This is a genomic window from Rheinheimera sp. A13L (assembly GCF_000217935.1).
Taxonomy (GTDB): Bacteria; Pseudomonadota; Gammaproteobacteria; order Enterobacterales; family Alteromonadaceae; genus Pararheinheimera.
This window is the reverse complement of sequence record NZ_AFHI01000001.1, coordinates 113,945-138,240: the sequence shown is the minus strand read 5'-3', so window position 1 is coordinate 138,240 and position 24,296 is coordinate 113,945. Positions and strand designations below refer to the sequence as shown.

The 24,296-nt window shown below is 45.9% G+C and carries 18 protein-coding genes; 12 read left to right on the top strand and 6 right to left on the bottom strand.

Annotated features, from left to right (window positions below; genetic code table 11):
* Positions 1 to 596 precede the first annotated feature (596 nt).
* Genes RHEIN_RS00570 through RHEIN_RS00555 form a run of 4 tightly spaced genes read left to right on the top strand, consistent with a single transcriptional unit; the run spans position 597 to position 6,618 of the window.
* Positions 597 to 1,826: a DNA cytosine methyltransferase gene (locus RHEIN_RS00570; protein WP_008897014.1), complete on the top strand. Its 1,230-nt coding sequence runs from the start codon at positions 597 to 599 to the stop codon at positions 1,824 to 1,826.
* A gap of 13 nt (positions 1,827 to 1,839) precedes the next feature.
* Complete coding sequence (locus tag RHEIN_RS00565) at positions 1,840 to 3,753, top strand: McrB family protein (protein WP_008897013.1); 1,914 nt, start codon at positions 1,840 to 1,842, stop codon at positions 3,751 to 3,753.
* 15 nt (positions 3,754 to 3,768) lie between these two features.
* Positions 3,769 to 6,156 carry a DUF2357 domain-containing protein gene (locus RHEIN_RS00560; protein ID WP_008897012.1) on the top strand — a complete coding sequence of 796 codons (2,388 nt, stop codon included), beginning with the start codon at positions 3,769 to 3,771 and terminating at the stop codon, positions 6,154 to 6,156.
* Positions 6,157 to 6,165: 9 nt separating this feature from the next.
* Positions 6,166 to 6,618 carry a very short patch repair endonuclease gene (locus RHEIN_RS00555; RefSeq protein ID WP_008897011.1) on the top strand — a complete coding sequence of 151 codons (453 nt, stop codon included), beginning with the start codon at positions 6,166 to 6,168 and terminating at the stop codon, positions 6,616 to 6,618.
* A 4-nt stretch (positions 6,619 to 6,622) separates the two neighbouring features.
* Here the strand turns inward: RHEIN_RS00555 and RHEIN_RS20190 are convergent, their stop codons facing one another.
* Positions 6,623 to 7,441 carry an HNH endonuclease gene (locus RHEIN_RS20190; RefSeq protein ID WP_008897010.1) on the bottom strand — a complete coding sequence of 273 codons (819 nt, stop codon included), beginning with the start codon at positions 7,439 to 7,441 and terminating at the stop codon, positions 6,623 to 6,625.
* A 476-nt stretch (positions 7,442 to 7,917) separates the two neighbouring features.
* On the opposite strand from RHEIN_RS20190, the gene RHEIN_RS00545 reads away from it, so the two are divergent.
* The gene (locus tag RHEIN_RS00545; RefSeq protein WP_008897009.1) at positions 7,918 to 9,240 is read left to right on the top strand and encodes an ATP-binding protein; all 1,323 of its coding nucleotides are present in this window, start codon (positions 7,918 to 7,920) and stop codon (positions 9,238 to 9,240) included.
* A gap of 97 nt (positions 9,241 to 9,337) precedes the next feature.
* On the opposite strand, the gene RHEIN_RS21180 is transcribed toward RHEIN_RS00545, so the two are convergent.
* From RHEIN_RS21180 to uvrA, 4 genes are all read right to left on the bottom strand, one after another.
* On the bottom strand, positions 9,338 to 9,493 hold the full coding sequence (locus RHEIN_RS21180) for a hypothetical protein (protein WP_237704321.1): 156 nt from the start codon (positions 9,491 to 9,493) through the stop codon (positions 9,338 to 9,340).
* 101 nt (positions 9,494 to 9,594) lie between these two features.
* On the bottom strand, positions 9,595 to 10,944 hold the full coding sequence (locus RHEIN_RS00535; RefSeq protein ID WP_008897008.1) for a type II toxin-antitoxin system HipA family toxin: 1,350 nt from the start codon (positions 10,942 to 10,944) through the stop codon (positions 9,595 to 9,597).
* The gene (locus RHEIN_RS00530) at positions 10,945 to 11,334 is read right to left on the bottom strand and encodes a helix-turn-helix transcriptional regulator (protein ID WP_008897007.1); all 390 of its coding nucleotides are present in this window, start codon (positions 11,332 to 11,334) and stop codon (positions 10,945 to 10,947) included.
* Positions 11,335 to 11,491: 157 nt separating this feature from the next.
* On the bottom strand, positions 11,492 to 14,320 hold the full coding sequence (uvrA, locus tag RHEIN_RS00525; RefSeq protein ID WP_008897006.1) for an excinuclease ABC subunit UvrA: 2,829 nt from the start codon (positions 14,318 to 14,320) through the stop codon (positions 11,492 to 11,494).
* A gap of 371 nt (positions 14,321 to 14,691) precedes the next feature.
* Between uvrA and RHEIN_RS20185 the strand changes: the two genes are divergently transcribed.
* The 5 genes from RHEIN_RS20185 to RHEIN_RS00500 all read left to right on the top strand — a co-directional run bounded on the left by RHEIN_RS20185 (position 14,692) and on the right by RHEIN_RS00500 (position 20,386).
* Positions 14,692 to 15,819, top strand: coding sequence for a GGDEF domain-containing protein (locus tag RHEIN_RS20185; protein WP_008897005.1), 1,128 nt, complete (start codon positions 14,692 to 14,694; stop codon positions 15,817 to 15,819).
* A 70-nt stretch (positions 15,820 to 15,889) separates the two neighbouring features.
* A complete protein-coding gene (locus RHEIN_RS00515) occupies positions 15,890 to 17,257 on the top strand; it encodes an MFS transporter (protein WP_040554215.1) in 1,368 nt (455 codons plus the stop codon).
* Positions 17,258 to 17,268: 11 nt separating this feature from the next.
* Positions 17,269 to 17,922 (top strand): single-stranded DNA-binding protein, encoded by a 654-nt coding sequence (gene ssb, locus RHEIN_RS00510; protein ID WP_008897003.1) that lies wholly within the window; start codon positions 17,269 to 17,271, stop codon positions 17,920 to 17,922.
* A 70-nt stretch (positions 17,923 to 17,992) separates the two neighbouring features.
* A complete protein-coding gene (locus RHEIN_RS00505) occupies positions 17,993 to 18,994 on the top strand; it encodes an alpha/beta fold hydrolase (RefSeq protein ID WP_008897002.1) in 1,002 nt (333 codons plus the stop codon).
* A gap of 84 nt (positions 18,995 to 19,078) precedes the next feature.
* The gene (locus RHEIN_RS00500; protein ID WP_008897001.1) at positions 19,079 to 20,386 is read left to right on the top strand and encodes a short-chain fatty acid transporter; all 1,308 of its coding nucleotides are present in this window, start codon (positions 19,079 to 19,081) and stop codon (positions 20,384 to 20,386) included.
* Positions 20,387 to 20,393: 7 nt separating this feature from the next.
* Here the strand turns inward: RHEIN_RS00500 and RHEIN_RS00495 are convergent, their stop codons facing one another.
* The gene (locus RHEIN_RS00495) at positions 20,394 to 21,287 is read right to left on the bottom strand and encodes a LytR/AlgR family response regulator transcription factor (RefSeq protein ID WP_008897000.1); all 894 of its coding nucleotides are present in this window, start codon (positions 21,285 to 21,287) and stop codon (positions 20,394 to 20,396) included.
* A gap of 260 nt (positions 21,288 to 21,547) precedes the next feature.
* On the opposite strand from RHEIN_RS00495, the gene RHEIN_RS00490 reads away from it, so the two are divergent.
* Positions 21,548 to 22,753: an acyltransferase family protein gene (locus RHEIN_RS00490; protein WP_008896999.1), complete on the top strand. Its 1,206-nt coding sequence runs from the start codon at positions 21,548 to 21,550 to the stop codon at positions 22,751 to 22,753.
* A 95-nt stretch (positions 22,754 to 22,848) separates the two neighbouring features.
* Positions 22,849 to 24,213 (top strand): amidohydrolase family protein, encoded by a 1,365-nt coding sequence (locus tag RHEIN_RS00485; RefSeq protein WP_008896998.1) that lies wholly within the window; start codon positions 22,849 to 22,851, stop codon positions 24,211 to 24,213.
* The last annotated feature ends 83 nt before the right edge of the window (positions 24,214 to 24,296 follow it).

Below are 24,296 nucleotides of genomic sequence, written 5' to 3'. Positions count from 1 at the left end.
TTTAAGCAGACGACATTGTGAACTGGTTTTGCCGCTGTGCAAATAATGGCAGCGGCAATGGGAGCTCACTCTGGTCTTTCAGCATCTGACGCAAAGTGTCATAGGTTAGGTAGCAGGTTATCCTGCTCATAAAGTGGCACTTTGGTTAAGTTCAACGCAGCCGGCAAACCCCAATGCAAGAATAAGCCACAAAACCTGATCTGCCACTGCCATACCACGAAGTTTTCCACACTGTTGAAATCTATAGCGACCACAACCCCGATGGCTGGAGAGGTGGTTATTTGTAGGTTGTTCGCAAGAATAATCAAGAGCTTGGTAGTGGTTTGTTTTTGGCTGTTTCTACTGCGTGAGATTAGGCTGTGTTCATAATCGCTTATTTCTGATTTCATCTGGAGATGCATAGATTGAAAATTCGCCAAACTTGATTGTGAATAGCTAATAACATTGCCAGAGTTTCCTTCCTAATGTTACCTTATCGCCATCCAGATTTGGCGTTAAAAAGCTTAGACCTTTTTAGCTGCACCCCTTTGTTTCCAATAGTTTGATTGGTGACGCTTTGAATAAAATGTACTCCAGAAGTAACCAAGAGATATAACGTGACCAACTATTTAGTCCAACTTGAAAATGCGCTAACTCCACTTGCAGAAAAATTCGTCCCTGAGGGTAGTTCTGTTAAAGCAGTGACAGATCAGTGGCTCCATGCTTTGGCAAATGACAGTTCTTTTTTCGCGCAAAACAAAGGAATTAATAAACAGGTCATTTCTGCAGAATTAAAAAAAGTATCGCTTGATAAGTACCTACCTGAGTTGAAAGAAATTATTTATACAGATCTCACGTTGAAGCCAAGCCAGAAGCCTAAATTTACCTTTATCGATTTGTTTGCAGGTATTGGAGGTATGCGTCTTGGGTTTCAGAATAACGACGGACTTTGCGTTTTCTCATCGGAGTTTGAGAAAAATGCGCAAGCAACCTACTCAGACAATCATGGCGAGTTTCCCTTTGGTGACATAACCAAGGTCTTTGCTGAGGATATACCAGATCATGATGTTTTAGTTGCAGGGTTTCCATGTCAGCCTTTTTCACACGCAGGTTTGAAACTAGGGATTGACGATACGCGTGGCACTTTGTTTCATGACATCGCTAGGATTCTGGAAACTAAAAAACCGAAATTTGCATTACTGGAAAACGTGAAAGGTCTTATTAGCAATGATAAAGGCTATACACTTCAGGTTGTTCTAAGAACATTGACTCGGATTGGGTACAGCTGCAATATATCAAAAGATTTGATCCAAAATGGAACCGCGAAACAAATCCAGGCTGAAGCAAAAAAAATGGTTTTGACTTCTACGGATTTTGGTGTTCCTCAGAACAGGCAGCGAATATACATTGTCTTATGGCAGGACGGGCTGATCGATTCTTTTGAGTATCCAACACCTTCGGGAATAAAAACCAAGGTCGGAGATATTCTGGAACCTAAACCTGAACCAAAGTTGACGATTTCTGACAGGCTTTGGGATGGTCATCAGCGTAGGAAAATAGAAAATAAAAATAATGGCAAAGGGTTTGGATTTGGTTTGGTGACTAAAGAGTCATCCTATGCAAACACAATCTCTGCACGATATTACAAAGATGGGAGTGAGATTCTGATTGCTCAGGAAAACGCCAACCCAAGAAAGTTAAGCCCTAGAGAGGCTGCCAGGCTACAAGGTTTCCCTGACACTTTTAGGCCATCCAAGTCCAATGTTCAGGCATATAAGCAATTTGGGAACAGTGTTTCAGTGCCCGTGATTGATGCAATATCAAAGGTTATTTCGATTAAATTATGATTAAGGAAGATGCATGCTAATTAAGCTATCAGATGCTGTAAAGGCGACGATAAAAGGATATGTTGTCAGACCTGACACTTTGGTCGAGGTTGATATTCCCTACGAACTGAGAGCGAGGCTGCAATCCCAATTAAGCGTGGTTTTAAATAAATATTCAGGCTACGCATTAACGAGTTCAAACCAAAAGTTAGCAAATTATGCCCTTATAGCTAATCAGTTCTTTAGGTTTGCTGTTGAGTTGTATGACTTTGCCTTTGAGCTGCGTAAATACTATGACTTAGTCGATAGAATCAGAGAGACAAATGTCACGGTACTATATGCAAAAAAATCTCAAGATCTGAAAGCGAACTTTGAAAATGATCTCTTAGTTCGGGATTTATTTGAGCGTAAAGACGATATATCTATATTGGCTGATTTCCTTGATATGGAAGATAAGTCTTTTCGGTTAAATGGAAAGTCGATAATTAATTTTGATAAAAATAGCCAGTCATACACGTTACGTAGTTCTGAGGATTGTTTTGGTTCGGTCATACTGACACAAATTAATGTACCCAACTCATCGTCAAGTATCATGGGCGATATTTTATATGCGCTAACGACACCAGAAAACTTGGGTATTTATAACGAGTTGAAAGCCTTTTATTCTCGAATCTGTTTTACAAACGAATTTGGCTCCATTTCGTCTGTTTCGTTATCCAAACCCTTCCTCCTTCTGGCTGGTATCTCAGGTACTGGTAAATCAAGATTTGTGCGTAAACAAGCTGAAGCTCAGGGTAGTGAGCAAGACTACTTTCAAATGGTGCCTGTCAGACCTGACTGGCATGAACCTTCAGACTTATTGGGTTATATATCCAGAATAGGTGGTGCGCCAAAATTTGTTGTTACTGATGCGCTCAAATTTATAGTGAAAGCCTGGAAGGCGTCCGGAGCTCAGACAGTTATGCTACCTGACGGAAAAACCGGCTGGTGGTCTGTTAAAGCTCTGGATGATATAAAAACCTATTGGTTATGTCTGGATGAAATGAACCTTGCTCCTGTAGAGCAATACTTTGCGGACTACCTGTCTGTGATTGAAAGCCGTCACTGGCTAAATGCTCAGGATTTATCAACAACAGGAAAAGACTATATTTATTCCTGCTTACCTTTACTCTCTGCTTCATCACTGAGTGTTGTAACAGATAAAGCTGCTTTGGCCGCTGAGCTGGGGCTTGAGATTGAAAACAATGCTGCCGATCAACTGCTCTGGAATGATTTTTTACAGCATGGTATTCCGGTACCTTTTAACCTGGTGGTAGCTGGTACCGTAAATATGGATGAAACCACTCACGGTTTCTCCAGAAAAGTGATAGACCGTGCCCTCACTTTTGATTTTGGCCGTTTTTTCCCAAATGACTTTAATCAGTTCTGGGCTCCCGAAACTCAGCCAAAAACTCTGCGGTTTTCAAGATTATCTCATGCGGCGCAGCAAGAGTTGGTTAACTGTTCAGCTGACCAGGATGGACAAAAAACAATTCAGTTTTTGCAGGCTGTCAACAAGGTGCTGCACGACACTCCCTTTGAACTGGCTTACCGTGCGCTCAATGAATTATTACTTTCTGTTATTTGCCACAACCCTCAGACTGATGAAGAACTGCAGGCGGTCTGGGATGACTTTTTAATGTGTAAGGTATTACCCCGTATTGAAGGGGATGATGAGAAACTTGCTGGCAATGCAGGCTCTAAAAATAGTTCTCAAACGCTACTGGATGATATGGCGAATTCGCTGTCAACCTTGCTTTCTCTTATTTGGGGAAAGGAACGGCTGGATCTGTTACGGGAGAATATATCAGCAACTACACCCCTAACAGTGCCATGCCGGAGTAAAGTGAAGCTGGAATGGATGAAAGATCGTCTGACACGAAACAGCTTTACCAGTTTCTGGCCTTAAGGTTTGAGCTCAGGGATGCGCGAACTTCTTCAGATTGACACACCAGACTGGCAACTGGTGCTTTATGGACCAGATGTAGCGGGTAAACAGCGTGCGCTGGCTAAAACTATGACCAGTCGCGGCAAAGCTGCACCTTTAGGCGTCGTTGTATTTGACCGCTTGTTGCATGTTGCCTCCTTTACCGCAGAACAGACCTCTGCCCAACTCAATGCTGAAGTAGGGGCTCTGATTAGCGCTAAAGCTTTGTTGTTTGAAAATACCGATTATATGTTTGAACTGGTGTTTAAACACTGTTCAGATTCTGAACCTCAGCCTCAAATTACGCATAAACTGGCTGCGATTCAAAATTCATTCCGCACCAGGAAACTGGGAAACCAGTTGTTGGTGAGCGGTACCCTGAATTTTGGTAACAATATAGGCTGGTTTTCTCTGCCATTTAGCTATAGCAGCAATGGTCTGCTACAAAACATTGCTGTGAAATTTGTCGTCTTACCGACCAAAATGGATCTGGATTCAGATTTGCAGGCGATTTACCTGCGTCTGGATAGCGACTATCCATTATGGCGCTTTGCTTTTGGTAACAGCACAGAGTCAACCGCTGACGCCAAAAGGCAATCCAATCATAATTTCCCGCTGTTGTGGTTGGCCCGTTTTACCAGCTTGCGAAACAAATTTGAGAAAAATATCCGTATTCTGTTGAATGCACCTCACAGCCGGCTGGTTCAGGTTGAGCGCAGGGTGAAAGCAGATCGGCTGAAAGGCAAACTGTCTATTGCTTTGCAGGAAAAGTTGGGACAAGACTTTAGCGGGCAGAACTACCACAACAGCTACGCGACGAAGCGGAAAATTCTGAGTCTTGATACGCCGGAGAACCGCTTTATTAAAATGGTTCTGCAGTATGCCCATTTTCAACTTGGCAGATTCATCAGTCTGGTTGCTGAAGCCAACAAAAAGCCGGATGCCCAGATTTTTTCTGCATCATTTTCCGGCCAATTAAATGGCTGGCAAAAAACGCTGGAAAAATACCTGCACCACCCCATGTTTAAAGAGATTGGTTCATTTAAAGGCATGAGCAAAGAGTCGCTGGTTTTACAACAAAAAACCGGCTATAGCGGTGTGTATCAGACATGGCACGAGCTAAAACGCTATCTGGATGTAATGGGTAGCCAAAGTTCTGTTTCTATGAAAACCATAGACGAATTGTATGAAGTGTGGTGCTTTCTTGAAATTCGGCGGATCCTTATTGATGATTTGGACTTTAATGAAGTTGAGCAAAAGCCTTTACGTGTAGGGCATTCTGGCACAGAAATTAAGTTTGACGATGTGTTGGCAGACTCCTACCTCTTTACCCGTGAAGATGGCTTAACTATACGATTGGCGCATGAGCCAAAATTTGGTGAAAAGACTGAACCAGTCCGTTCCTGGCTATATGATCATAAGCCCGACATAGTGCTGGAAGCGACGTTCGCTGATGAGTTCAGACTGATGTGGTTGTTTGATGCGAAATACCGGATTGACAATAAGTCGGATGATGTTGAGCAGGATCTTGTGCCTGCTGATGCCATTTACCAGATGCACAGATACCGCGATGCGCTTGTCCATATTGAAACCTCAGGTGAGCAGACGCATAAAAGCCGGTCTGTTTATGGTGCTTATGCGTTGTACCCAGGGGCCAATGATCAGACAGAATCCCCTGCTGGCAGTAGGTATTCTGAAGCAATAGATGCTATCGGCATCGGTGCTTTCCCGCTGTTACCTTCGGCAAATGGTGACAATGGTTGTTTATGGCTTAAAGCTTTTTTACAAAAGCAGTTTGCAAAAGACCCGGCTCTTACCAAAGCTGAATCCGTGGACCGTTATCTGATGGAAGACTCTGCACGTATTCCGCACCATGGGATGCAGCAGGTGTTTTACCCTGACCTGACGCTGGTGATTACTGCGGCTCCGCAAGCTGGCAGAGACACTGCTTACATTGATAGCTTTAAAAATGGTACGGCGCGCTATTATCACACCAGACTGGAAGCTACTGAACGGGAAAATCTGGAGCAGAATGTAATTAACGAAGTGCGTTACTGTGTGATTGCTACGGAAGACGCGAATCAGCCTGGGCGCATTGCACACTATGTCTGGCCTGTGAAAAAAGTGAAGTTGGTAAAGCGCTCCGGATTAGACAGACAACAAACCGGACTGGAACTTCCTCAGGGCGATAGCCGTAATCAAAAGTCATATTGGTTATTCGAATTTGGGCCGGCCTTTAAGTTGGATACCCCTATCAGCGGCTTTGATCCTGGTCATCATCAGTTATGTTTGACGACAAGGCAGAAACTTGCGACTGTCAGTCAGTTCAAAGAGATTGAATCTGTATATTCAGAGGTAATGCCTAACTACCGCTATCATGGATAACACTATGTTATGACTGATGTGCATAATACCGCGACACGAAGCCGGAACATGGCTGCGATCAAAGGTAAAGATTCCAAACCGGAAATGATTGTGCGTCGCAGTCTGCATAAAGCCGGCTTCCGCTATCGTTTACACGCCGCAGAGTTACCTGGTAAACCGGATCTGGTTTTCCCCAAATACAAAGCTGTTATTTTTATTCAGGGCTGTTTCTGGCACCAACACCAATGCTCTATGTTTCACTGGCCTAAAAGCCGCACCGAATGGTGGGTGAAAAAAATCAGCGCGAACAGATCTTATGATGAAGCAGTACAGGACAAGTTACGGGAGTTAGGCTGGCGCGTACTACTGGTATGGGAATGTGCTCTAAAAGGTAAAGCAAGATATAGCTCTGAACAATGGCTGGATCTGGTTACTTTGTGGCTGCGTGAGGGGAATTCTTTCAATGAGTTGCCACCGTCATAAGATCTCAGATTATCTTTTCCAGGGCGTAAAAATTGTATAAGTCGTTGGCAGTTACTCCAAACGTTGTAAAGACGGGTCTTCGTTTGACTATGCGATCCAATATGGGAACGGCAATCCCTGGTTCTGCATGATGTAGTGCTCTATGACAGAACGGACAAAGGCAAACCACGTTTTCAATCACATCAAGTTGCACATTAAATTGCGAGCCGAGACTTACCGGAATGATGTGATGTGCTTCAAGATAGTTCTTACCGGTAGCTTTTGATACAAATAGACGATGGCTAGAAGTAGCTTCGCAACGATACCTTGCATGGGCCATGGCATCCAGCGCAACCCGACGTTTCCTGTTGTAAACATCAACAGTCGCCTGACGGTTTTGGTTGATCAGATCCTGGTAACTGTTGTCGTCTGTATCATCTGTCAACGCAGACAGTTGAAAACGCCAGTTAAATTCGGACATATTACCAATCCACAATTCGGCATCTTTGATGAATAAAAAAACAACATCACCAGTTTCAGGCATAAAACCTTTTCCTGCCGCTAAATATAACCTGAGCTCTGATTTTCCAGGTTTAGGGTAAACCAGATTAAGATGCATCTGATGACCTGACGGATAGAGTCTGAATGTTTTCTCCGCTGCACCCCATGAGTCTTTTACATTACCAACATGAATAGTGCCTTTAAAAAGGCGGGTCACTATTTCCACCTCGTGATCCGTTAATGTGATTTGGCTGTCCTTAATCTCGCGGTCAGTGACAACTGAGTATGCGCCTTCATAAGTGCCGAATTTTTGCTTTTGTGTTTTACCGAAGATCATCTTCATTCCCTTCCTTGTTGAATTACCCATAATACTTAGCTTATTTCCTTAATAGGGTCCAGTCAGGTTGGCTAATTCAACTGTAACTTCAACGGATCAAGATGTGCTTGATAATCTTCAGGCCGTGAATTTTTAAATTTCTCCGGATTGATCAGTTTTCATTTCACCGATGGGTAATGTGAAAAGTCATAGATAGACCAGTCCGGCGCCATTTGATTTATGTTCACTAAAAACTCCCGATCTTTTTCTTCCAAACCTTCGTTGACTCACTTAATTAACTGGTTTCTTGTTGTCTCAAAATCTTCATAGCTAAATGAATGCGCGAACATGCCTTTAAACTGATTTTCAGAGGACTTCAACACTTTAATGCGCAATAAAATGTGTTATTCAACACTTTTATGCGCATTAAAGTGTTTTCCTGTTTGTTTTTATCCGCATAAAAGTGTAGTTTTAATGCAAAGAGGCAGCAGTAAGGTGGGGTTATGGAACGCGATTTATTGACAGCATTGCTGCGTTGGAAAACGAAACATGAGCGTAAGCCCCTGCTGATTGACGGTGCCAGGCAAACTGGTAAAACCTATTTGCTACAAGAGTTGTTTGGCCAACACTTTGCAAAGGTTCTGCGGATAGATTTTCTTGAGTCGCCGCAGATGCAGGATGCTTTTGCTGGATCATTAACCCCAGGCGATATATTGAGTAATATCGAGCTGTTAACCGGTCAGCCGTTTAATATGGCAACTGACCTGCTAATCCTCGATGAAATTGGCGAATGCCCGCGTGCGGTGACGGCATTAAAGTACTTTGCCGAGCAAACCCCGCAGGCGTTTATTGCCGCCAGTGGCTCTAACATAGGTTTGCTGAATACCTTTCCGGTCGGCAAGGTTGAGCAATACAACTTAAGGCCGTTAACCTTCCGCGAGTTCTTATTAGCCTCTGGCGAGGCAGCGCTGTTAAAAGCCTATGATGCCGGGAAAAACTCCGCTGCAGCACACTCTAAGCTGTTTGATAAGCTGACAGATTACTACTTTACCGGCGGTATGCCAGAGGCCGTTAGCCACTGGTTTGAACTGGCCGGGCAAAGCATGCTGGAGCGTATAAAAGCGGTGTCACAGATCCATGCCGATTTGCTGGCCGGTTATGTGCGGGATTTTGGTAAATATTCCGGCAAGGTGGATGCCGGTTTAATAGAAGCCGTGTTCACTGCCGTACCGGCTCAGCTTGCGGCAGTATTGGATGAATCTGTTAAACGCTTTAAGTTTAAACAGGTGCATGAGCGTAAATCCCGTTATCAGGAGCTGGAAAGCGGCATCATGTGGCTGGAAAAGTGCCGGCTGATCTTAAAAAACTATCCTGTTGAAGGTACACCACGCAGTCCGTTAGCGGCTTACAAAAAAGACAATATGGTAAAGCTGTTTCTATTTGATGTTGGCTTGCTTAACCATATGTTGGGGGTCAGCTATCTGGAAATAAAGCAACAGAATTATGACTACAAGGGTTACATTGCCGAAAACTTTGTGCAGCAGGAGTTAGCGGCACTGGGCATTGATCCAACCTTTTCCTGGGGGGATGCCCGGGCGGAGATTGAATTTATTCTGGCCGATAGCACAGGCAGTGTGATACCGCTGGAAGTAAAAAGCGGTAAACGCACCAGAGCCAGGTCACTGCAGTCTTATATTGAAAAATGTAATCCGGTCAAAACCATTAAACTGACCGGCACTCAGGGCTCGTCGCCGCTTGAGCAACAGCATCTGGTGTATCCGTTGTATTACACCGCGCAGGCCGTGCGTACGCATCTGTTGTCATAAACATAAGGCGCATTTAGCATCAGCGGTTTAGTTGTGCCATGCCGCTATGGGGGCAAAGGACTAAGCCATCTGTAGCGCAATGAAAGGAGGTAGCCTTTTAAACCGTCGCCAGTCGTTCCAGCATATCAGGGTATTTTTCTACCAGTTTCATCAAAACCGCAGCCTGGCCATTGGGTTTAGATGTGCTTTGCTCCCGCTTTTTCAGGGGCTCAGGAATCAGGCGTAGTTTCTGGACAAAAACGGCTTGTGACACATGCAGTTTTGTCTCAAATCGACAATTTTCTGAGCAGTAAGAAATCACTCTTAAACCGCTGGGTATAGTCTTTTACTGGTCTTAATTGCATTCATCAAAAGCTAGGCTAGCGGAGCCAGCTTTTTGTTCAGTAGTTCCATACCTGCAAAAATGCTTGAAGCTACCGATGCGGGAAACAGGCCGTGCAGTTGGTTATGAATATCAGCTTTTGCCTGCTCAATTGCCCGAGGTGTCTGATGGTAAACTTCCTGTAGTATCTCGCAGCTGTGCTCCTCTGTTAATCCGAGGTACTTTCCAAAGGTGATCCAATGGCGCAGCACAATTTGAAATATGTGGTAATGGTTGTTCTGTGACACTACAGCCATGGCTAATTTAGCTTCCTGTTTAGCCATTTGGTCTGCTTTCCTGCCAATAATGGGATGAGCTGACAAAATGTCGTAAAGGGGAGCTAACGAATAATTTCCGCCTTTCAGATGCTGTATTGAAAAGTTTTTTGCATGGCCATCTGTTGCTGCCATAATCCAAAAAATAACCAGTGTTTTGAAAAAAGTCCGACAATCCTCCGCTGCGTTTGCTCCTGCCCTTAAAAGCTCCATAATCTGCAGCGCAGATGGGCCACCATCCGCTTGATACTTTAACAATGAGTTCATTCCCAGAGCCTGGCACATATCTTCTTGTGGCAGACGGATAAGAGTTCCAGCTTGTTCTGAATAGATGCGATCAAAGCGCTCAACAACCAAGGCTTTTACTCCACCATTTTTCTTGCCGAAAAGCTTTGGGAAACACTGCGCCACCGGAATGCCATAGGCGTCAACAAGGCGAGAGCATAACCACTCATTTTCTACAGAAGATGACATGTCCGCACGCATATTTCCGACCAAACCAAGAGGCAGTTTAAGGATCCGGGTTGTTGGTGTTGAGCCTGTTGGCAACCACCACTGATTATCAAAGTACAAGAGCGCGTTTTTCTCCTGCGCACCAGCTATCGACAAACGAAGTTCACCACCTGCTTGTTGAATATTCATTGCTGTTGACGACGTGGTATTTCTTAATATTTGAGCAATATCTTCGTCATCGAGTAATAGTCCTTCAATGGCAGGTAATCCGGCAGATGTTTCATCTTCAGGAAGTAATTGGATTGCCCCCACGCAATCACGTCCAACAGCAGCCAATAGTTCAGGCGCTGTGGTTCCGGTTGCTTGAAATTTTGTAGCTAAGCGCCTGCGAATGGTGTCAGCATCGGGTAGCAAATTATCGAAATAATTAAGGACCTTATCTCCTTTTAATACAGGATTTCCAGGTGACATTGGTAGGGATAAAGACAGGGCTCTGGCAAATTCATTTTCATACCAGCTTTCGTCGTATTGAAAAGAGTTCTTAGCGGGATGCCAGTGCCCTACCAGTTCACCATTCATCCACACGCCTAAGTTTGCAACCTGTCTTTTAGCCATTTACCACTCTCCCTTTTTGCCGGTAGGAGTTTTGATCAGGGTGGGAGTTTTTTCCTTTGAGTGCAGGTTGGGTGATTGAAGATCTGTATCTGCAGTTTTACTTGCCAGAGGATTTGGCTTGTACAGGTTTCCAGATCCTGGCAGTTCTCTGATTTGTGATTTTGATTCTGGTTTTTTATTTTCCCGGACAATCAGAGAAGCATTAAAAACCTGAAGAATTTTCATCATTCTCTCAACACTGACGATTTCCGGGGATGCTTCCAGTCGCTGATAACCTTGCTGAGTTAAGCCAAGCAATTCCCCTGCGGCTTTTTGTGTTAAACCTGCACTTTTACGCAGGCCTATGATGTACTGCCTTAATTGCTGAATGGTTTGTACTTGATAGTCCATAGGTCAGGCTCACAACGAAAACATTGTAAAAGTATAGTACAACGATTGTGTTGTTAACTGCAATAACACCATTTTCGTTGTTTTTATTATAGTGAAAGCAAAAAAACGCCCGCATTTTGAGGGCGGGCGTTTCTGGAGTTGAACAGCAGTTGGGAATTTACATCCCCAACAACGGCTTCAAATAATGCCCTGTGTAGGATTTATCAAAAGCTGCGACTTGTTCTGGTGTGCCTGCGATCAGGATTTCACCGCCGCCGCTGCCGCCTTCCGGGCCTAAGTCGACTACCCAGTCTGCGGTTTTGATCACGTCGAGGTTGTGTTCAATCACCACTATGGTGTTGCCGGCGTCGCGCAGTTTATGCAGTACGTTCAGCAGTTGCTGGATATCAAAGAAGTGCAGGCCTGTAGTTGGCTCGTCGAGTATATACAGGGTTTTGCCTGTGTCACGTTTACTTAGCTCGCGCGCAAGTTTTACCCGCTGGGCTTCACCGCCGGATAAAGTCGTCGCTGACTGACCGAGGCGGATATAGGTTAAACCTACGTCCATCAGGGTGCGTAATTTACGAGCTATGGCTGGAATGCTTTCAAAGAAGGCGTGGGCGTCTTCCACTGTCATTTCCAGCACTTCGTGAATATTTTTGCCTTTGTATTTTACTTCCAGGGTTTCGCGGTTGTAGCGTTTGCCTTTACAGACATCACAAGGCACGTATACATCCGGCAGGAAGTGCATTTCTACCTTGATCATGCCGTCGCCCTGACAGGCTTCACAGCGGCCACCTTTAACGTTAAAACTAAAACGACCAACCTGATAACCACGGGAACGGGATTCCTGAGTACCGGCGAATAAATCCCGAACTGCAGTGAAAATGCCCGTGTAGGTAGCTGGGTTAGAACGTGGTGTGCGGCCTATCGGGCTTTGGTCTATGTCGACACATTTATCAAAATGTTCCATGCCTTCAATAGCTTTGTGTGCCGCAGGTTCGTCGCCTTCGCCTTTGTTTAGTACGCGGTGTGCAACGCGGAACAAGGTGTCGTTAATTAAGGTCGATTTACCAGAGCCCGACACCCCTGTGATACAGGTCATCACGCCAAATGGAATTTCTAAATCGACGTTTTTCAGGTTATTGCCTGTAGCGCCTAACACTCGTAATTCTTTGCCTTTTTTGCCTTCGTGGCGCTTGTCTGGCACCGCAATTTTACGTACGCCTGATAAATATTGGCCCGTTAACGATTCTGGCGTATTTTTGATATCTTCTAAGCTGCCTTGCGCCACAATATAACCACCATGCACACCGGCACCAGGGCCAATGTCGATAATATGGTCGGCAGCGCGCACTGCGTCTTCATCGTGTTCTACTACGATAACTGTGTTACCCAAATCGCGTAAATGCGTCAAAGTGCCTAATAAGCGGTCGTTGTCGCGCTGGTGCAAACCAATAGAGGGTTCGTCCAGCACATACATCACACCCACTAAACCTGCACCAATCTGACTGGCTAAACGAATACGCTGGGCTTCGCCACCTGATAAGGTTTCGGCGCTGCGGGACAGGTTCAGGTAATTCAGGCCAACGTTGACTAAAAACATCAGCCTGTCCTGAATTTCTTTCAGAATTTTTTCGGCGATCTGCGCTTTTTGGCCCATTAAGGTGAGCTGGCGGAAGAACTCTAAACAGTCGCCAATCGACAGTTCCACTACTTCTGGCAAAGTGGTTTTGCCAATAAAGACATGGCGGGCTTCTTCCCGTAAACGTGAGCCATTACAGGCCGGGCAGCACTGCGAGGCTAAATACTTGGCCAGCTCTTCGCGCACTGCATTAGATTCGGTTTCGTGATAACGCCGTTCCATATTCGGCAAAATGCCTTCAAACGGATGTTTACGTTTAATGATATCGCCACGGTCGTTCAGGTATTTAAACTCAATGTCGGTTTTGCCTGTGCCGTTTAAAATCACCTGTTGATGTTGTTTGCTTAAGCTGGCAAAAGGAACTTCCAGCTCAAAACCATAATGATCAGCCAGGGATTTCAGCATCTGGAAGTAATAGAAGTTACGTTTATCCCAACCACGAATAGCGCCACCGGACAAACTCAGCTCGTCGCTGACAATGACTTTATTGGCATCAAAATACTGTTTTACACCTAAGCCATCACAGCTTTGGCAAGCACCGGCCGGATTGTTAAAGGAGAATAAACGCGGTTCCAGCTCGGCCATGGAATAACCACAAGTTGGGCAGGCGAAGTTGGCAGAGAAAATCAGTTCAGGCGCTTTTTCATCATCCATCGATGCTACTTTGGCGATACCACCGGATAGCTCAAGCGCGGTTTCAAAACTTTCGGCCAAACGCTGTTTAATGTCGTCGCGCACTTTGATCCGGTCGATCACCACTTCAATGGTGTGTTTTTTGTGTAAATCCAGCTTTGGTGGATCCGACAAATCACAAATTTCGCCATTAATGCGGGCGCGGATATAACCTTGAGCTGCTAAGGTTTCCAAGGTTTTGACGTGTTCACCTTTACGCTCCTGCACCACAGGCGCTAATACCATCAGCTTGGTGCCTTCAGGGAAGGCCACTACTTTATCCACCATTTCACTGACAGTTTGTGCAGTTAACGGCAAATCGTGGGTAGGGCAACGTGGTTCGCCAACACGGGCAAACAATAAACGCAGGTAGTCGTAAATTTCAGTAATAGTACCCACAGTAGAGCGTGGGTTATGCGATGTGGATTTTTGCTCAATAGAAATAGCAGGGGATAAACCTTCGATATGATCGACATCGGGTTTTTCCATCAGGCTCAAAAACTGCCGGGCGTAGGCTGACAAAGACTCAACATAACGGCGCTGACCTTCAGCGTACAGCGTATCAAAGGCCAAAGAGGATTTACCTGAACCGGATAAACCAGTGATCACCACCAGTTTGTCACGTGGAATTTCCAGTGAAATATTTTTCAGGTTGTGGGTGCGGGCACCCCGAATATCTATTTTATCCATACTATTGGGTCTCTTGCCTGTTGAGTCGGCTTGGGAAAACGAATTATACCCTTTGTAATTGATGCAGTGCCTTATGGGCGACTGCATCCTACGTCTCGTGCCTGTTGAGGTCGGCTTGGGAAAAACGAATTATACCCTTGTTAGCGATGTCAGGTGCCATGTTAAAGCTTTATGTGGCAAAGCCATAACCGGATCAGCCGGGCAATAATTCAATTGGCGATACTGTATATAAATACATGCTTTATAGCAAGGTCAGCCGCTTAGAAAAACAGCAAAGAAATAGGCTGCTATTTAACTGTTTTTGAACCAGATTTGCGGATTGGATCAGTTAAAGCTAAGTTGAAAGTGTCCACTCGTGGTTAAGACGTATTATGACCTCTGAACAACTCTACTGCTTTGCGATGATCCAGGTGTTGCTGGTGTTTTTACTGGCAAGTTTTCGCTTGCGTGCAACTGACCAAAACAGCAGAGCTTTGCCTCTGTTGCAAGGTGCTATAGCTGCTGAACTTTTAAGCTGGTTATTCTACTTTTGGCCAGAGCATGGCCTGAGTTTAGTGCTGTCATTAAGTTTTTCGGCATTAAATATGACTTTGCTGACCGCCTTTTGTTTCAAACGAGCAGGCAGATTAGTGCCCTGGTTGTGGATTGTGCCTGTTGGGTTGGCGCTGGCTGTTTCTTATAGTTACTTTTCGTATCATCAACAGCAAAATGTCAGCTTACACCTGATGACCTTGTTTACCTTTTTGCTGATAGGCCCCTGCTTCTGGTGTTTCCGCTATTTAAAACCCATTCCTACTTTGTCCGATTTGATGATGGCATCGGTTTTTGCGGCCTGGTTGCTGATTTGCCTGCTTCGCTCTGTGATGTTGCTGATAGCGCCGGAGTGGTTATTGTCTGGTTTGTTGATTTCACAGTCTTTTTGGCCAGCTGTTTCAGCAGGTTACTGTATTTTTGCTTTGACAGGTTATATGGAGGAAACCCAGCAAAAATTTAAAAATGAGGCCCTGCACGACCCTTTAACTGGTCTTTTGAACCGCCGTGGTTTAGTCAACGCTATTCAGGGATGCTTAGCTTATTTACAACGTCAGCAGCATAGCGCCGCACTTTTTATGATTGATCTGGACCACTTTAAACAAATCAACGACAAAATTGGCCATGAGGGCGGTGACGAGGTGTTGATTGCTGTCGCTGAAGTGCTGCAAAAGCAATTACGTCAAAGTGATGTGTTGGCACGTTATGGTGGTGAGGAGTTTATTGTATTTTTGCCTCAAACCGACAGTGATTCAGCGCAACTGGCGGCTGAACGTTTATTGCTGGCGGTACGTCATCTGCAACTGCCACAACTTGGTGGCCAAAATGGCCTGAGTATCAGCGTAGGTATAACTGTATTTAACGCCGACTTTGACTTTGATTGCCAGCTGCGCCGCGCTGATCATGCTTTATATCAGGCCAAAGCCAGGGGTCGTGATCGTATCGAATTTGCGACAGACACTCTTTAGTTCGGTGATGGCAGACGATGGTAGCTGTGCTACAATCGCCGCCCGCTTTAACCCGGAGATAGAGTCGCAGATGTCCCATCTGAATCCACTGGAAAAACGTGCCGCCTGGTCTCTGGCACTGGTATTTGCTTTCCGGATGCTTGGTTTATTTATGCTGATCCCTGTTTTTGCCATTTTTGGCAAAGACCTGATTGGCTTTTCGCCTTTGTGGATAGGCTTAGCTATAGGTGCTTATGGTTTAACTCAGGCACTGTTACAAATTCCTATGGGCTGGCTGTCTGACAAATGGGGCAGAAAGCCTGTGATGTTGCTGGGCCTTGGCTTTTTTGTGCTGGGTTCTGTGGTCGCTGCTTTAGCAGATTCTGTTTATATGGTTACTTTTGGCCGGGTGCTGCAGGGCATGGGTGCTATTTCGGGTGCTGTTATGGCGCTGGCTTCTGATATTACCCGTGAAGAACAACGGCCTAAAGTGATGGCCGTCATTGGTATGACCATAGGTTTGTCTTTCACTTTGGCTATGGTGGCAGGCCCGGCTATAGCTGCGGCCAGCGGCTTAAGTGGCATTTTCTGGTGCACAGCTTTAATGGCGGTGATTGGTGTTTTACTGGTGTGGAAGGTGGTACCTGTTGCTGTCAGCAAAGCACCTGCCTCTGAAACTTTGGCCACCAAAGGCCAAATCACAGCGTTGTTTCGTCACCCCGAATTATTAAGACTGAACTTTGGTGTGCTGGTATTGCACTTACTATTGACGGCTATTTTTGTGGTATTGCCAACAATGTTGCTGCAGCAAAGTTTTGTATCAGAGCAACACTGGCAGTTGTATCTACCTGTTTTAATTGCAGCTTTTATTCTGATGGTGCCACTGATGATACTCGCCAGTCGCAAGCAGCAGGAAAAAGGTTATTTATTACTGGCAATAAGCCTGCTTATTGTTAGTTTTGTGTTAATTTTAATCAATCAGCAGTTGTGGTCGATCGCCCTGGCGCTGTTGTTGTTTTTTGTTGGCTTTAACTATTTAGAAGCCAGCATGCCTGCTTTATTGTCGCGTATTGCTCCTGCTGGTCTGAAAGGTACTGCTATGGGTACTTACGCCAGTGCTCAATTTTTTGGTGCCTTTTTAGGCGGTATTTTAGGCGGTGCTGTGGCTAGTTTCAGCAGCGGTGAATCGTTGTTTGCTGTCGCTGCCCTGATTGGTTTACTATGGTTGGCTTATGCCAGCCGCATGACAGTGCCAGCGCGATCGCAACGGCTGTCATTGCCTGTCGAAGTGGCCGATGAAGCCGCAGCAGCCCAATTGGCGCAGCGCCTGACCCAACTCCATGGAGTGTTGGAAGTCACAGTGGTGGTTGCGGAACAACGTTTGTATTTAAAAGTCGGCCAGCAACATTTTGATTTGGCAGAGGCACAGTCTTTGGTTGAAAGCAGCCAAAAAAGTTAAGGAGAAGTCGCATGGCTCGTGGAATTAATAAAGTAATCTTGATTGGTAACTTAGGCACAGATCCTGAAGTCCGTTATATGCCAACAGGTGGCGCGGTCGCCAACCTGACTATTGCGACCAGCGAAAGCTGGACGGACAAAACCACCAATGAAAAGAAAGAAAATACCGAATGGCACCGCGTTGTCATTTATCAGCGTTTGGCTGAAATTGCCGGTGAATACCTGCGTAAAGGCAGCAAAGTCTATATCGAAGGTCGTTTACGTACCCGTAAGTGGCAGGATCAGCAAGGTGTTGAGCGTTACACCACTGAAATCATTGCCAACGAACTGCAGATGTTAGATGGCCGTGGTGAAGGTCAGGGTGCTGGTCAGGCTGCTGCTATGGGCGGCGGCGCTCCTATGGGCAATCAGGGTGGTTATCAACAACCTGCTGCCGCACCACAACAACGTATGCCACAAGCGGCTCCGGCTCAAGGCGGTTACGCTCCTCAGGCTCCAGCTGCTGCAGCACCGGCACAAGGTGGTTACCAGCAACGTCCGGCTCAGGGCGGCTTCCAGCCTCAGGGCAATTTTAACCAGCCACAAGGCGGTTTTAATCAGGCAGCACCACAACAACGTGGCCCAATGGAACCACCAATCGACTTCGACGACGATATTCCGTTCTGAGGTAAGTGGTTTGAACCATTTGAAGAAATAAGCCTCTGTATTCAGAGGCTTTTTTTTAGGAAAAAATAGAGTGAAACTTATAAAAATGGCGGCACTAGCTGTTTTGTCCTTTGTACTTCTGCCCGCTACAGCAACAGCAGCTGTGTATGGCCCACAACTGGAGGGTTTTGAGTATCCTTATCCGGTGCAGCAATTTAGTTTGAATAGCCAGCAACAGCAGCTGGAAATGGCTTATCTGGATCTGCCTGCAGCAAAACCCAATGGCAAAGTGGCTTTGCTGCTGCATGGCAAAAACTTTTGTGCCGCTACCTGGCAAGGCAGTATTGAAGCCTTAACTACAGCAGGTTACAGAGTGATCGCGCCGGATCAGATTGGTTTTTGTAAATCCAGCAAACCAAAGCAGTACCAGTTTAGTTTTCAGCAACTGGCGGTTAATACCAAAGCTTTACTGGACAAACTTAATATCAAACAAGTCACAGTGATGGGTCACTCTATGGGAGGCATGCTGGCGACCCGTTTTGCTTTGTTATACCCAAAGGAAACTGAGCAACTGGTGCTGGTGAATCCTATAGGGTTGGAAGACTGGAAAGCTTTAGGAGTGCCCTATCGTACTGTGGATCAGTGGTATCAGCGTGAGTTAAAAACCTCAGCCGCTGGTATCAAACAGTATCAGTTGAGTACTTATTATGCGGGTAAGTGGCGGCCAGAGTTTGACCGCTGGGTGGAGATGCAGGCTGGTATGTACCAAGGCCAAGGCAAAGAGCAGGTGGCCTGGAATTCAGCTTTAACAGCAGAGATGATTTTCACACAGCCGGTGTTGTACGAATTTAACCAACTGAAAATGCCTGTGCTGCTGATGATAGGTGAGCTGGACAATACAGCTATTGCCAAAGATATAGCGCCAGCTGAACTCAAACCAACACTCGGCAATTACGCCAAACTGGGCCCCGCGACAGTAAAAGCTATGCCTAATGCGTCTTTGGTCACTTTTGCTGATTTAGGCCACTCGCCGCATATTCAGGATCCGGAGCGTTTTCATCAGCAGTTAATGAAAGAGCTGCAGGCGAAATAAGCAGGAGTGACAGCTGCTGCTTGCTGATTTACAGCAGAGACATTAAGGTAACTTTATTAAAACTATAAAAATGCAGGATTGTTCATGCTGAATATCATTGCTAAACCGCTGGTTAAACTGGTGGAGCGTTATCTGCCTGACCCTTATATTTTTGTGTTGCTGCTTAGCCTGTTGGTGTTTGTCGCCGCCATAGTCTTTGAACAACAAAGCCCTTTGGTGGTGGCGCAGCAATGGGGGGACGGCTTCTGGGGTTTGCTGAGTTTTTCGATGCAGATGCTGTTGGTGCTGGTGACAGGTTTTATGTTAGCCAGTACGCCTTTAGTCAGCAAACTGCTGGACAGGCTGGCGATGCTGGCTTCCACTGCAGGTCAGGCCATAGTGCTGGTCACGCTTGTCTCCTTAATGGCAAGCTGGCTGAACTGGGGTTTTGGTTTAGTAGTGGGGGCATTGTTTGCTAAAGCTTTGGCGCGGCGGGTAAAAGTAGATTATCCCTTGCTGGTTGCCAGTGCTTATTCAGGTTTTGTGATTTGGCATGGTGGTTTGTCGGGTTCTGTGCCTTTAACTATTGCCACCTCAGGTCACTTTTCCGAAGCTCAAATTGGTATTATTCCAACCTCCGACACTATTTTTGCGTGGTTTAATCTGGTGCTGGTCGCGGCTTTATTTATTTCAGTGCCTTTGCTGAATTACCTGATGCGGCCCAAAGCTGAAGATTCAGTTTATATAGATCCTGCTAAGTTAGAAGCTGAAACTTTGCCTGATTTAACCACAGCACGACCTGCCGATAAGCTGGAAAACAGCGTTGTATTCACAGCTTTAATAGCGCTGGCCGCTGCGGCTTATTTGCTGCAGTATTTTGCCAAAGCCGGTGGGCTGAATCTGAATATAGTGAATTTCCTGTTTTTATTTCTGGCAATTTTGCTGCATGGCACCCCAAGGCGTTTGCTACATATTTTGCAGCAGGCCATTCAGGGTGGCGCTGGTATTATTCTGCAGTTTCCGTTTTATGCCGGCATTATGGCGGTGATGATGCAGTCGGGTTTAGCTCAGTCGTTGTCACAATGGTTTGTCAGCTTTGCTACTGCAGAAAGCCTGGCATTCTGGACTTTTTTAAGCGCGGGTTTAGTGAATATTTTTATTCCGTCCGGCGGTGGTCAGTGGGCAGTGCAGGCGCCTGTGATGCTACCCGCAGCTTTGGAGTTAGGGGCTGAAGTGAACCGTATCGCCATGGCTGTGGCATGGGGCGATGCCTGGACTAACCTGATCCAACCCTTCTGGGCTTTGCCTGTTTTGGCGATAGCTGGCCTTAAAGCCAAAGATGTAATGGGTTATTGCCTGCTGCAGTTACTAGTCACAGGTATCATCATCAGTCTTGTGTTAAGTTTTATCTGAGCCAGTTTTAGCCCGCCTGAAAACGAGCCCTGAATTCGTCTTTAAAGCGCCTGGATAAATTCAGGCGCTCGCCGCTGTTGAGTGAAATTTCACCATCGCCGCTGGGGTCGTAACTGATGCTGTGAATGGCATGATGGTTGACTGCAAAACTGCGGTGAATACGGCTGAACCCCTTGTGTTGCAGGGTTTCAACTGTTTTGGCAAGAGTAGCGCGCAGCGGGTAAATCCGGCCTTTGCTATGTAAATTGACATAGTTACCGGACGATTCCAGCCAGTCGATATCGTCCACTTTGACCAGAAATTCCTTATCCAGTTTACGCACCAGAAAATGTTCGGGTGAGGCGTTGCTTTGACTGGCTGCTGTGCTGTCTTCGTTTTGCTCGGTGCCAATCAGCATGGCGTCACCTTTTAACCGCCGATAGATAAAGTGTGCACTCTGGAAGGCAGCAAGCAAAAACAGATAACCCCAGACATCTTTGCGGTATTCATAAAAAAACTCACGGGCTAAAGGCCCAAAGTCATAGCCCCTGCCTAAAAACCAGTACACCAGTTTACGAAGGGCCACCATCAGGCTGATATGGCCAATACAAAACAGCAAGCTGGCGACAAAATGCAACAACACTTGCCAGCGTAGCGCATTAAAACGCAGTGGCACCCGCCTGAAAAACCAGACTAAAACCGGCATCAGCATTAAAGTGCCGATAGCACTGCTGTATTCCCACAGCAATGGTTCCCACCACTGCAGGCTGGAAAGCGGATCTCTCTGGTGTTCCATCCAGACAGAACTGGCGTTAATGCCGTTATTTAATAGCAGGTAAAAGGCAAAGGCCAGATAGCTATACAGTACTTTGTGTTGGTCAAAACGTTCAAACCAGTTTTTAGCCACAATATTGGTCCCCACAAACCACCTCTTATCCCTCAAATCCACCACCAACCCATTCAATTCTGTCTGTCAGAGTTCACAGCAGACAAACTAAGCCGAACCAACACAACATTACAACACAAAATCATCCTAAGTAATTGATGTTGCAGAGAGGCGACAAGAGCTTGAGACCCCGGGAGCATAGTTCACCTATGTGAGTGGGGCGGTGCTCTTTCCTTCACATCAGGCGTAGGCAACAAAGCTGCAGCTTCAACTACGACGGGTGAAGGAGGTTTAGCATGACACGAACTGACACAGGCCGTCGATATGAACTCGACTGGCTCCGCACCCTGGCTTTTGCGTTGCTTATTTTGTACCACATTGGTATGTATTATGTCGCCGACTGGGGCTGGCATATCAAAAGTGAGCAAACTTTTAAAGGCTTGCAGGAGCTGATGATTTTGACCAACCCATGGCGTATGTCTTTGTTGTTTTTACTGGCAGGTATGGCGTTGAGCTTAGTCTTGCTGCGGATCAGCAGGTTAAAACTTTTAGGGCTGCGCTCCAAACGTTTATTGATCCCTTTGCTGTTTACCATGTTTGTAGTGGTGGTGCCTCAGGTGTATTACGAAGCGTTAAGCCAGCAACTGATCCAGCCGGGTTATCTGGAGTTCTGGTGGCAGTATGTCAATCCTGTCACCGGTTTATTGCCTGACCATCATAGTCCTATTGGTTTACTCACCTGGAATCACGCCTGGTTTATTCCGTATTTATGGTGTTACAGCATGCTGGTGCTACTTTGTTATCCGCTGCTGAATTCAGTATCACAAGCAGGCTGGTTGCAGCAGTTGCCGGGTCGTTACGCTTTGGCACTGGTTTTTGTTTTGATGTTTTGGGCCTGGTGGATGTTAAAAACTGATTTTCCAAGCACTCATGCTTTAGTGGATGACTGGTATAACCATGCTAAATATTTTCTGGTGTTTATCGCTGGTTTTTTATTAGCCCGGCAGGATTTGTGGTGGCAACAACTGGTCTCCGGCAGAAGGCTATGGCTGGTGTTAGCTCTGTGTTGTTACTGCCTTATTGTTGCTGAACGCAATGATGTTTTTGATTATTACACTGGTCCTGTTTACAACAAAATGACGGAAAAATTGTGGTTTGGTTTTGTTCTTGTGCTCAATTTCTGGAGTTGGTTACTGGCAGTATTGGGCTATGGCGGAGCTTATCTGGCAAAAACAAATAGTCCATTATTGCGCTACTGCAATGATGCTGTATTGCCCTGGTACATTTTGCATCAAACGCTGATTATTTTATGTGCAGCCTGGTTAAAACCTTTGGCTATGCCTGTAGCTATAGAATTCCCACTGGTGTTGGCTGGGACTGTAGCAGGCTGCTGGCTGGGTTATGAAGTGATAAGGCGATCTGCAGTATTAAGCTGGTGTTTTGGGTTGGGCAGCAAAAAGACGGCAAAACCCCAACCCGCTCTGTCCAGTGTCGCTTTATAGCTTCAGGGAACCATAACTATTCTTTACAGCAATTTTTGGCGACTCCGATACTCTGGCTATGCTTAAAAACATCAGACAGAGGATCAGGAGCTGTTATGCGGTCAGGTTTTAGATTGTTTCTTGTGGTTCTGTGTTGTTCGGGGACTGGGTTAAAGGCTCAAAGCATAGTGCTGGAAGGGGTTAATCTGATCCCTATGACCAGTGAGACTGTGTTGTACAACCAGAGAGTCAGGGTTGAACAGGGCAAAATCACTGCAATAGAGCCCTTGGATGAACAGCAGGCGCAGCCAGCTGAGCTGCATATTGATGCCAAAGGCAAGTACCTGATCCCGGCTTTCTCTGATACTCATTTTCATCAGCACCGTAATGATATCGCAGACACAGAGTTACTCTTTAAATTGTTAATTGCGAATGGCGTGACCAGCGTTCGTAGCATGGCGCAATGGAATCAACAGGATACAGTTGCCATTCGACAGCTGGCGGCCAAACCAGAAGTGATAGCCCCTTATTTTTATGCCTCAGGCCCACAAGTGAATGCGGATAATGTGAAAAACGTTGCTGAGGCTTTGGCTATGGCAGATCTGCATCATCAGCGTGGTTATGACTTTATAAAAATTCACGGCAATCTGGATCAACAAGCCTATCTGGCGTTGCTGGAAAGAGCGGCCTTGTATGGTATTCCGGTGACAGGCCATGCTCAGCGTCATTTGCCTTTGCACTACAGTTTACGTATGCATTCGCTGGCCCATATGGAAGAGCTGGTGGTGCTGTTGGCCGGGCAACAATTACAAATCCCCAAAGTAACACCACTTCAGTTAAGTCAAATGGTAGAGCAGATTAAACAAAGTGGTATTACTGTCAGCCCCACCTTAAGTATTCTGGCGTTGATCCCAGAGTACACAGACGAAAAACGTTATCAGCTGTTACAACAAAGATACGAATCGCAGTTTATTGCTTATGGTGAATACCAATGGTTTACCAATCCGGAGAACAGATCCTATCAACATCAGTTTTTTAAAACGCCACAGATGAAAAAATACATCGCCGATTTGATCCAGACAGCACAACTGCTGACCAAAGCTCTGTCTGATGCCGATGTGCCTTTGCTGGTGGGCAGCGATAATCTGGGTTTTCATATTGCAGGTTTTTCTCTGCATGAGGAAATGCAACAGATGCAAAATGCCGGCATGACAGCTTATCAGGTGCTAAAAGCCGCCACGTCAGACAGCGCGCGTTATTTAGGACGGCAGGCAGTGGCTGGTACTCTGGAAGTAGGAAAAAACGCTGAATTTGTATTACTGAGTGCGAACCCCTTGCAGCAGATCAGCAATACAAAACGTATTGAGGCTGTGATGCACAAAGGGCGCTGGTACGACAGAGCGACGCTGGATCAATTACTTGAAGAGGCTCTTGCAGCACGAAAAGCAGAAAAATCTTTAGCAGAGCAAGCTACTCAGTAAAGTGGCTTAACCCAGTGGCATATCCGGGTAGCTGGTTTTTGTGCCCGCTACAGGTAAGTCTGCTTCTGATTGATCTAAGCGAC

Excerpts from the sequence above, each read along its gene's own strand:
- RHEIN_RS00565 (WP_008897013.1), top strand. The coding sequence starts at position 1,840 with ATGCTAATTAAGCTATCAGATGCTGTAAAGGCGACGATAAAAGGATAT.
- RHEIN_RS00560 (WP_008897012.1), top strand. The coding sequence starts at position 3,769 with ATGCGCGAACTTCTTCAGATTGACACACCAGACTGGCAACTGGTGCTT.
- RHEIN_RS00555 (WP_008897011.1), top strand. The coding sequence starts at position 6,166 with ATGACTGATGTGCATAATACCGCGACACGAAGCCGGAACATGGCTGCG.
- RHEIN_RS20190 (WP_008897010.1), bottom strand. The coding sequence starts at position 7,441 with ATGAAGATGATCTTCGGTAAAACACAAAAGCAAAAATTCGGCACTTAT.
- RHEIN_RS00545 (WP_008897009.1), top strand. The coding sequence starts at position 7,918 with ATGGAACGCGATTTATTGACAGCATTGCTGCGTTGGAAAACGAAACAT.
- RHEIN_RS00535 (WP_008897008.1), bottom strand. The coding sequence starts at position 10,944 with ATGGCTAAAAGACAGGTTGCAAACTTAGGCGTGTGGATGAATGGTGAA.
- RHEIN_RS00530 (WP_008897007.1), bottom strand. The coding sequence starts at position 11,334 with ATGGACTATCAAGTACAAACCATTCAGCAATTAAGGCAGTACATCATA.
- uvrA (WP_008897006.1), bottom strand. The coding sequence starts at position 14,320 with ATGGATAAAATAGATATTCGGGGTGCCCGCACCCACAACCTGAAAAAT.
- RHEIN_RS20185 (WP_008897005.1), top strand. The coding sequence starts at position 14,692 with ATGACCTCTGAACAACTCTACTGCTTTGCGATGATCCAGGTGTTGCTG.
- RHEIN_RS00515 (WP_040554215.1), top strand. The coding sequence starts at position 15,890 with ATGTCCCATCTGAATCCACTGGAAAAACGTGCCGCCTGGTCTCTGGCA.
- ssb (WP_008897003.1), top strand. The coding sequence starts at position 17,269 with ATGGCTCGTGGAATTAATAAAGTAATCTTGATTGGTAACTTAGGCACA.
- RHEIN_RS00500 (WP_008897001.1), top strand. The coding sequence starts at position 19,079 with ATGCTGAATATCATTGCTAAACCGCTGGTTAAACTGGTGGAGCGTTAT.
- RHEIN_RS00490 (WP_008896999.1), top strand. The coding sequence starts at position 21,548 with ATGACACGAACTGACACAGGCCGTCGATATGAACTCGACTGGCTCCGC.
- RHEIN_RS00485 (WP_008896998.1), top strand. The coding sequence starts at position 22,849 with ATGCGGTCAGGTTTTAGATTGTTTCTTGTGGTTCTGTGTTGTTCGGGG.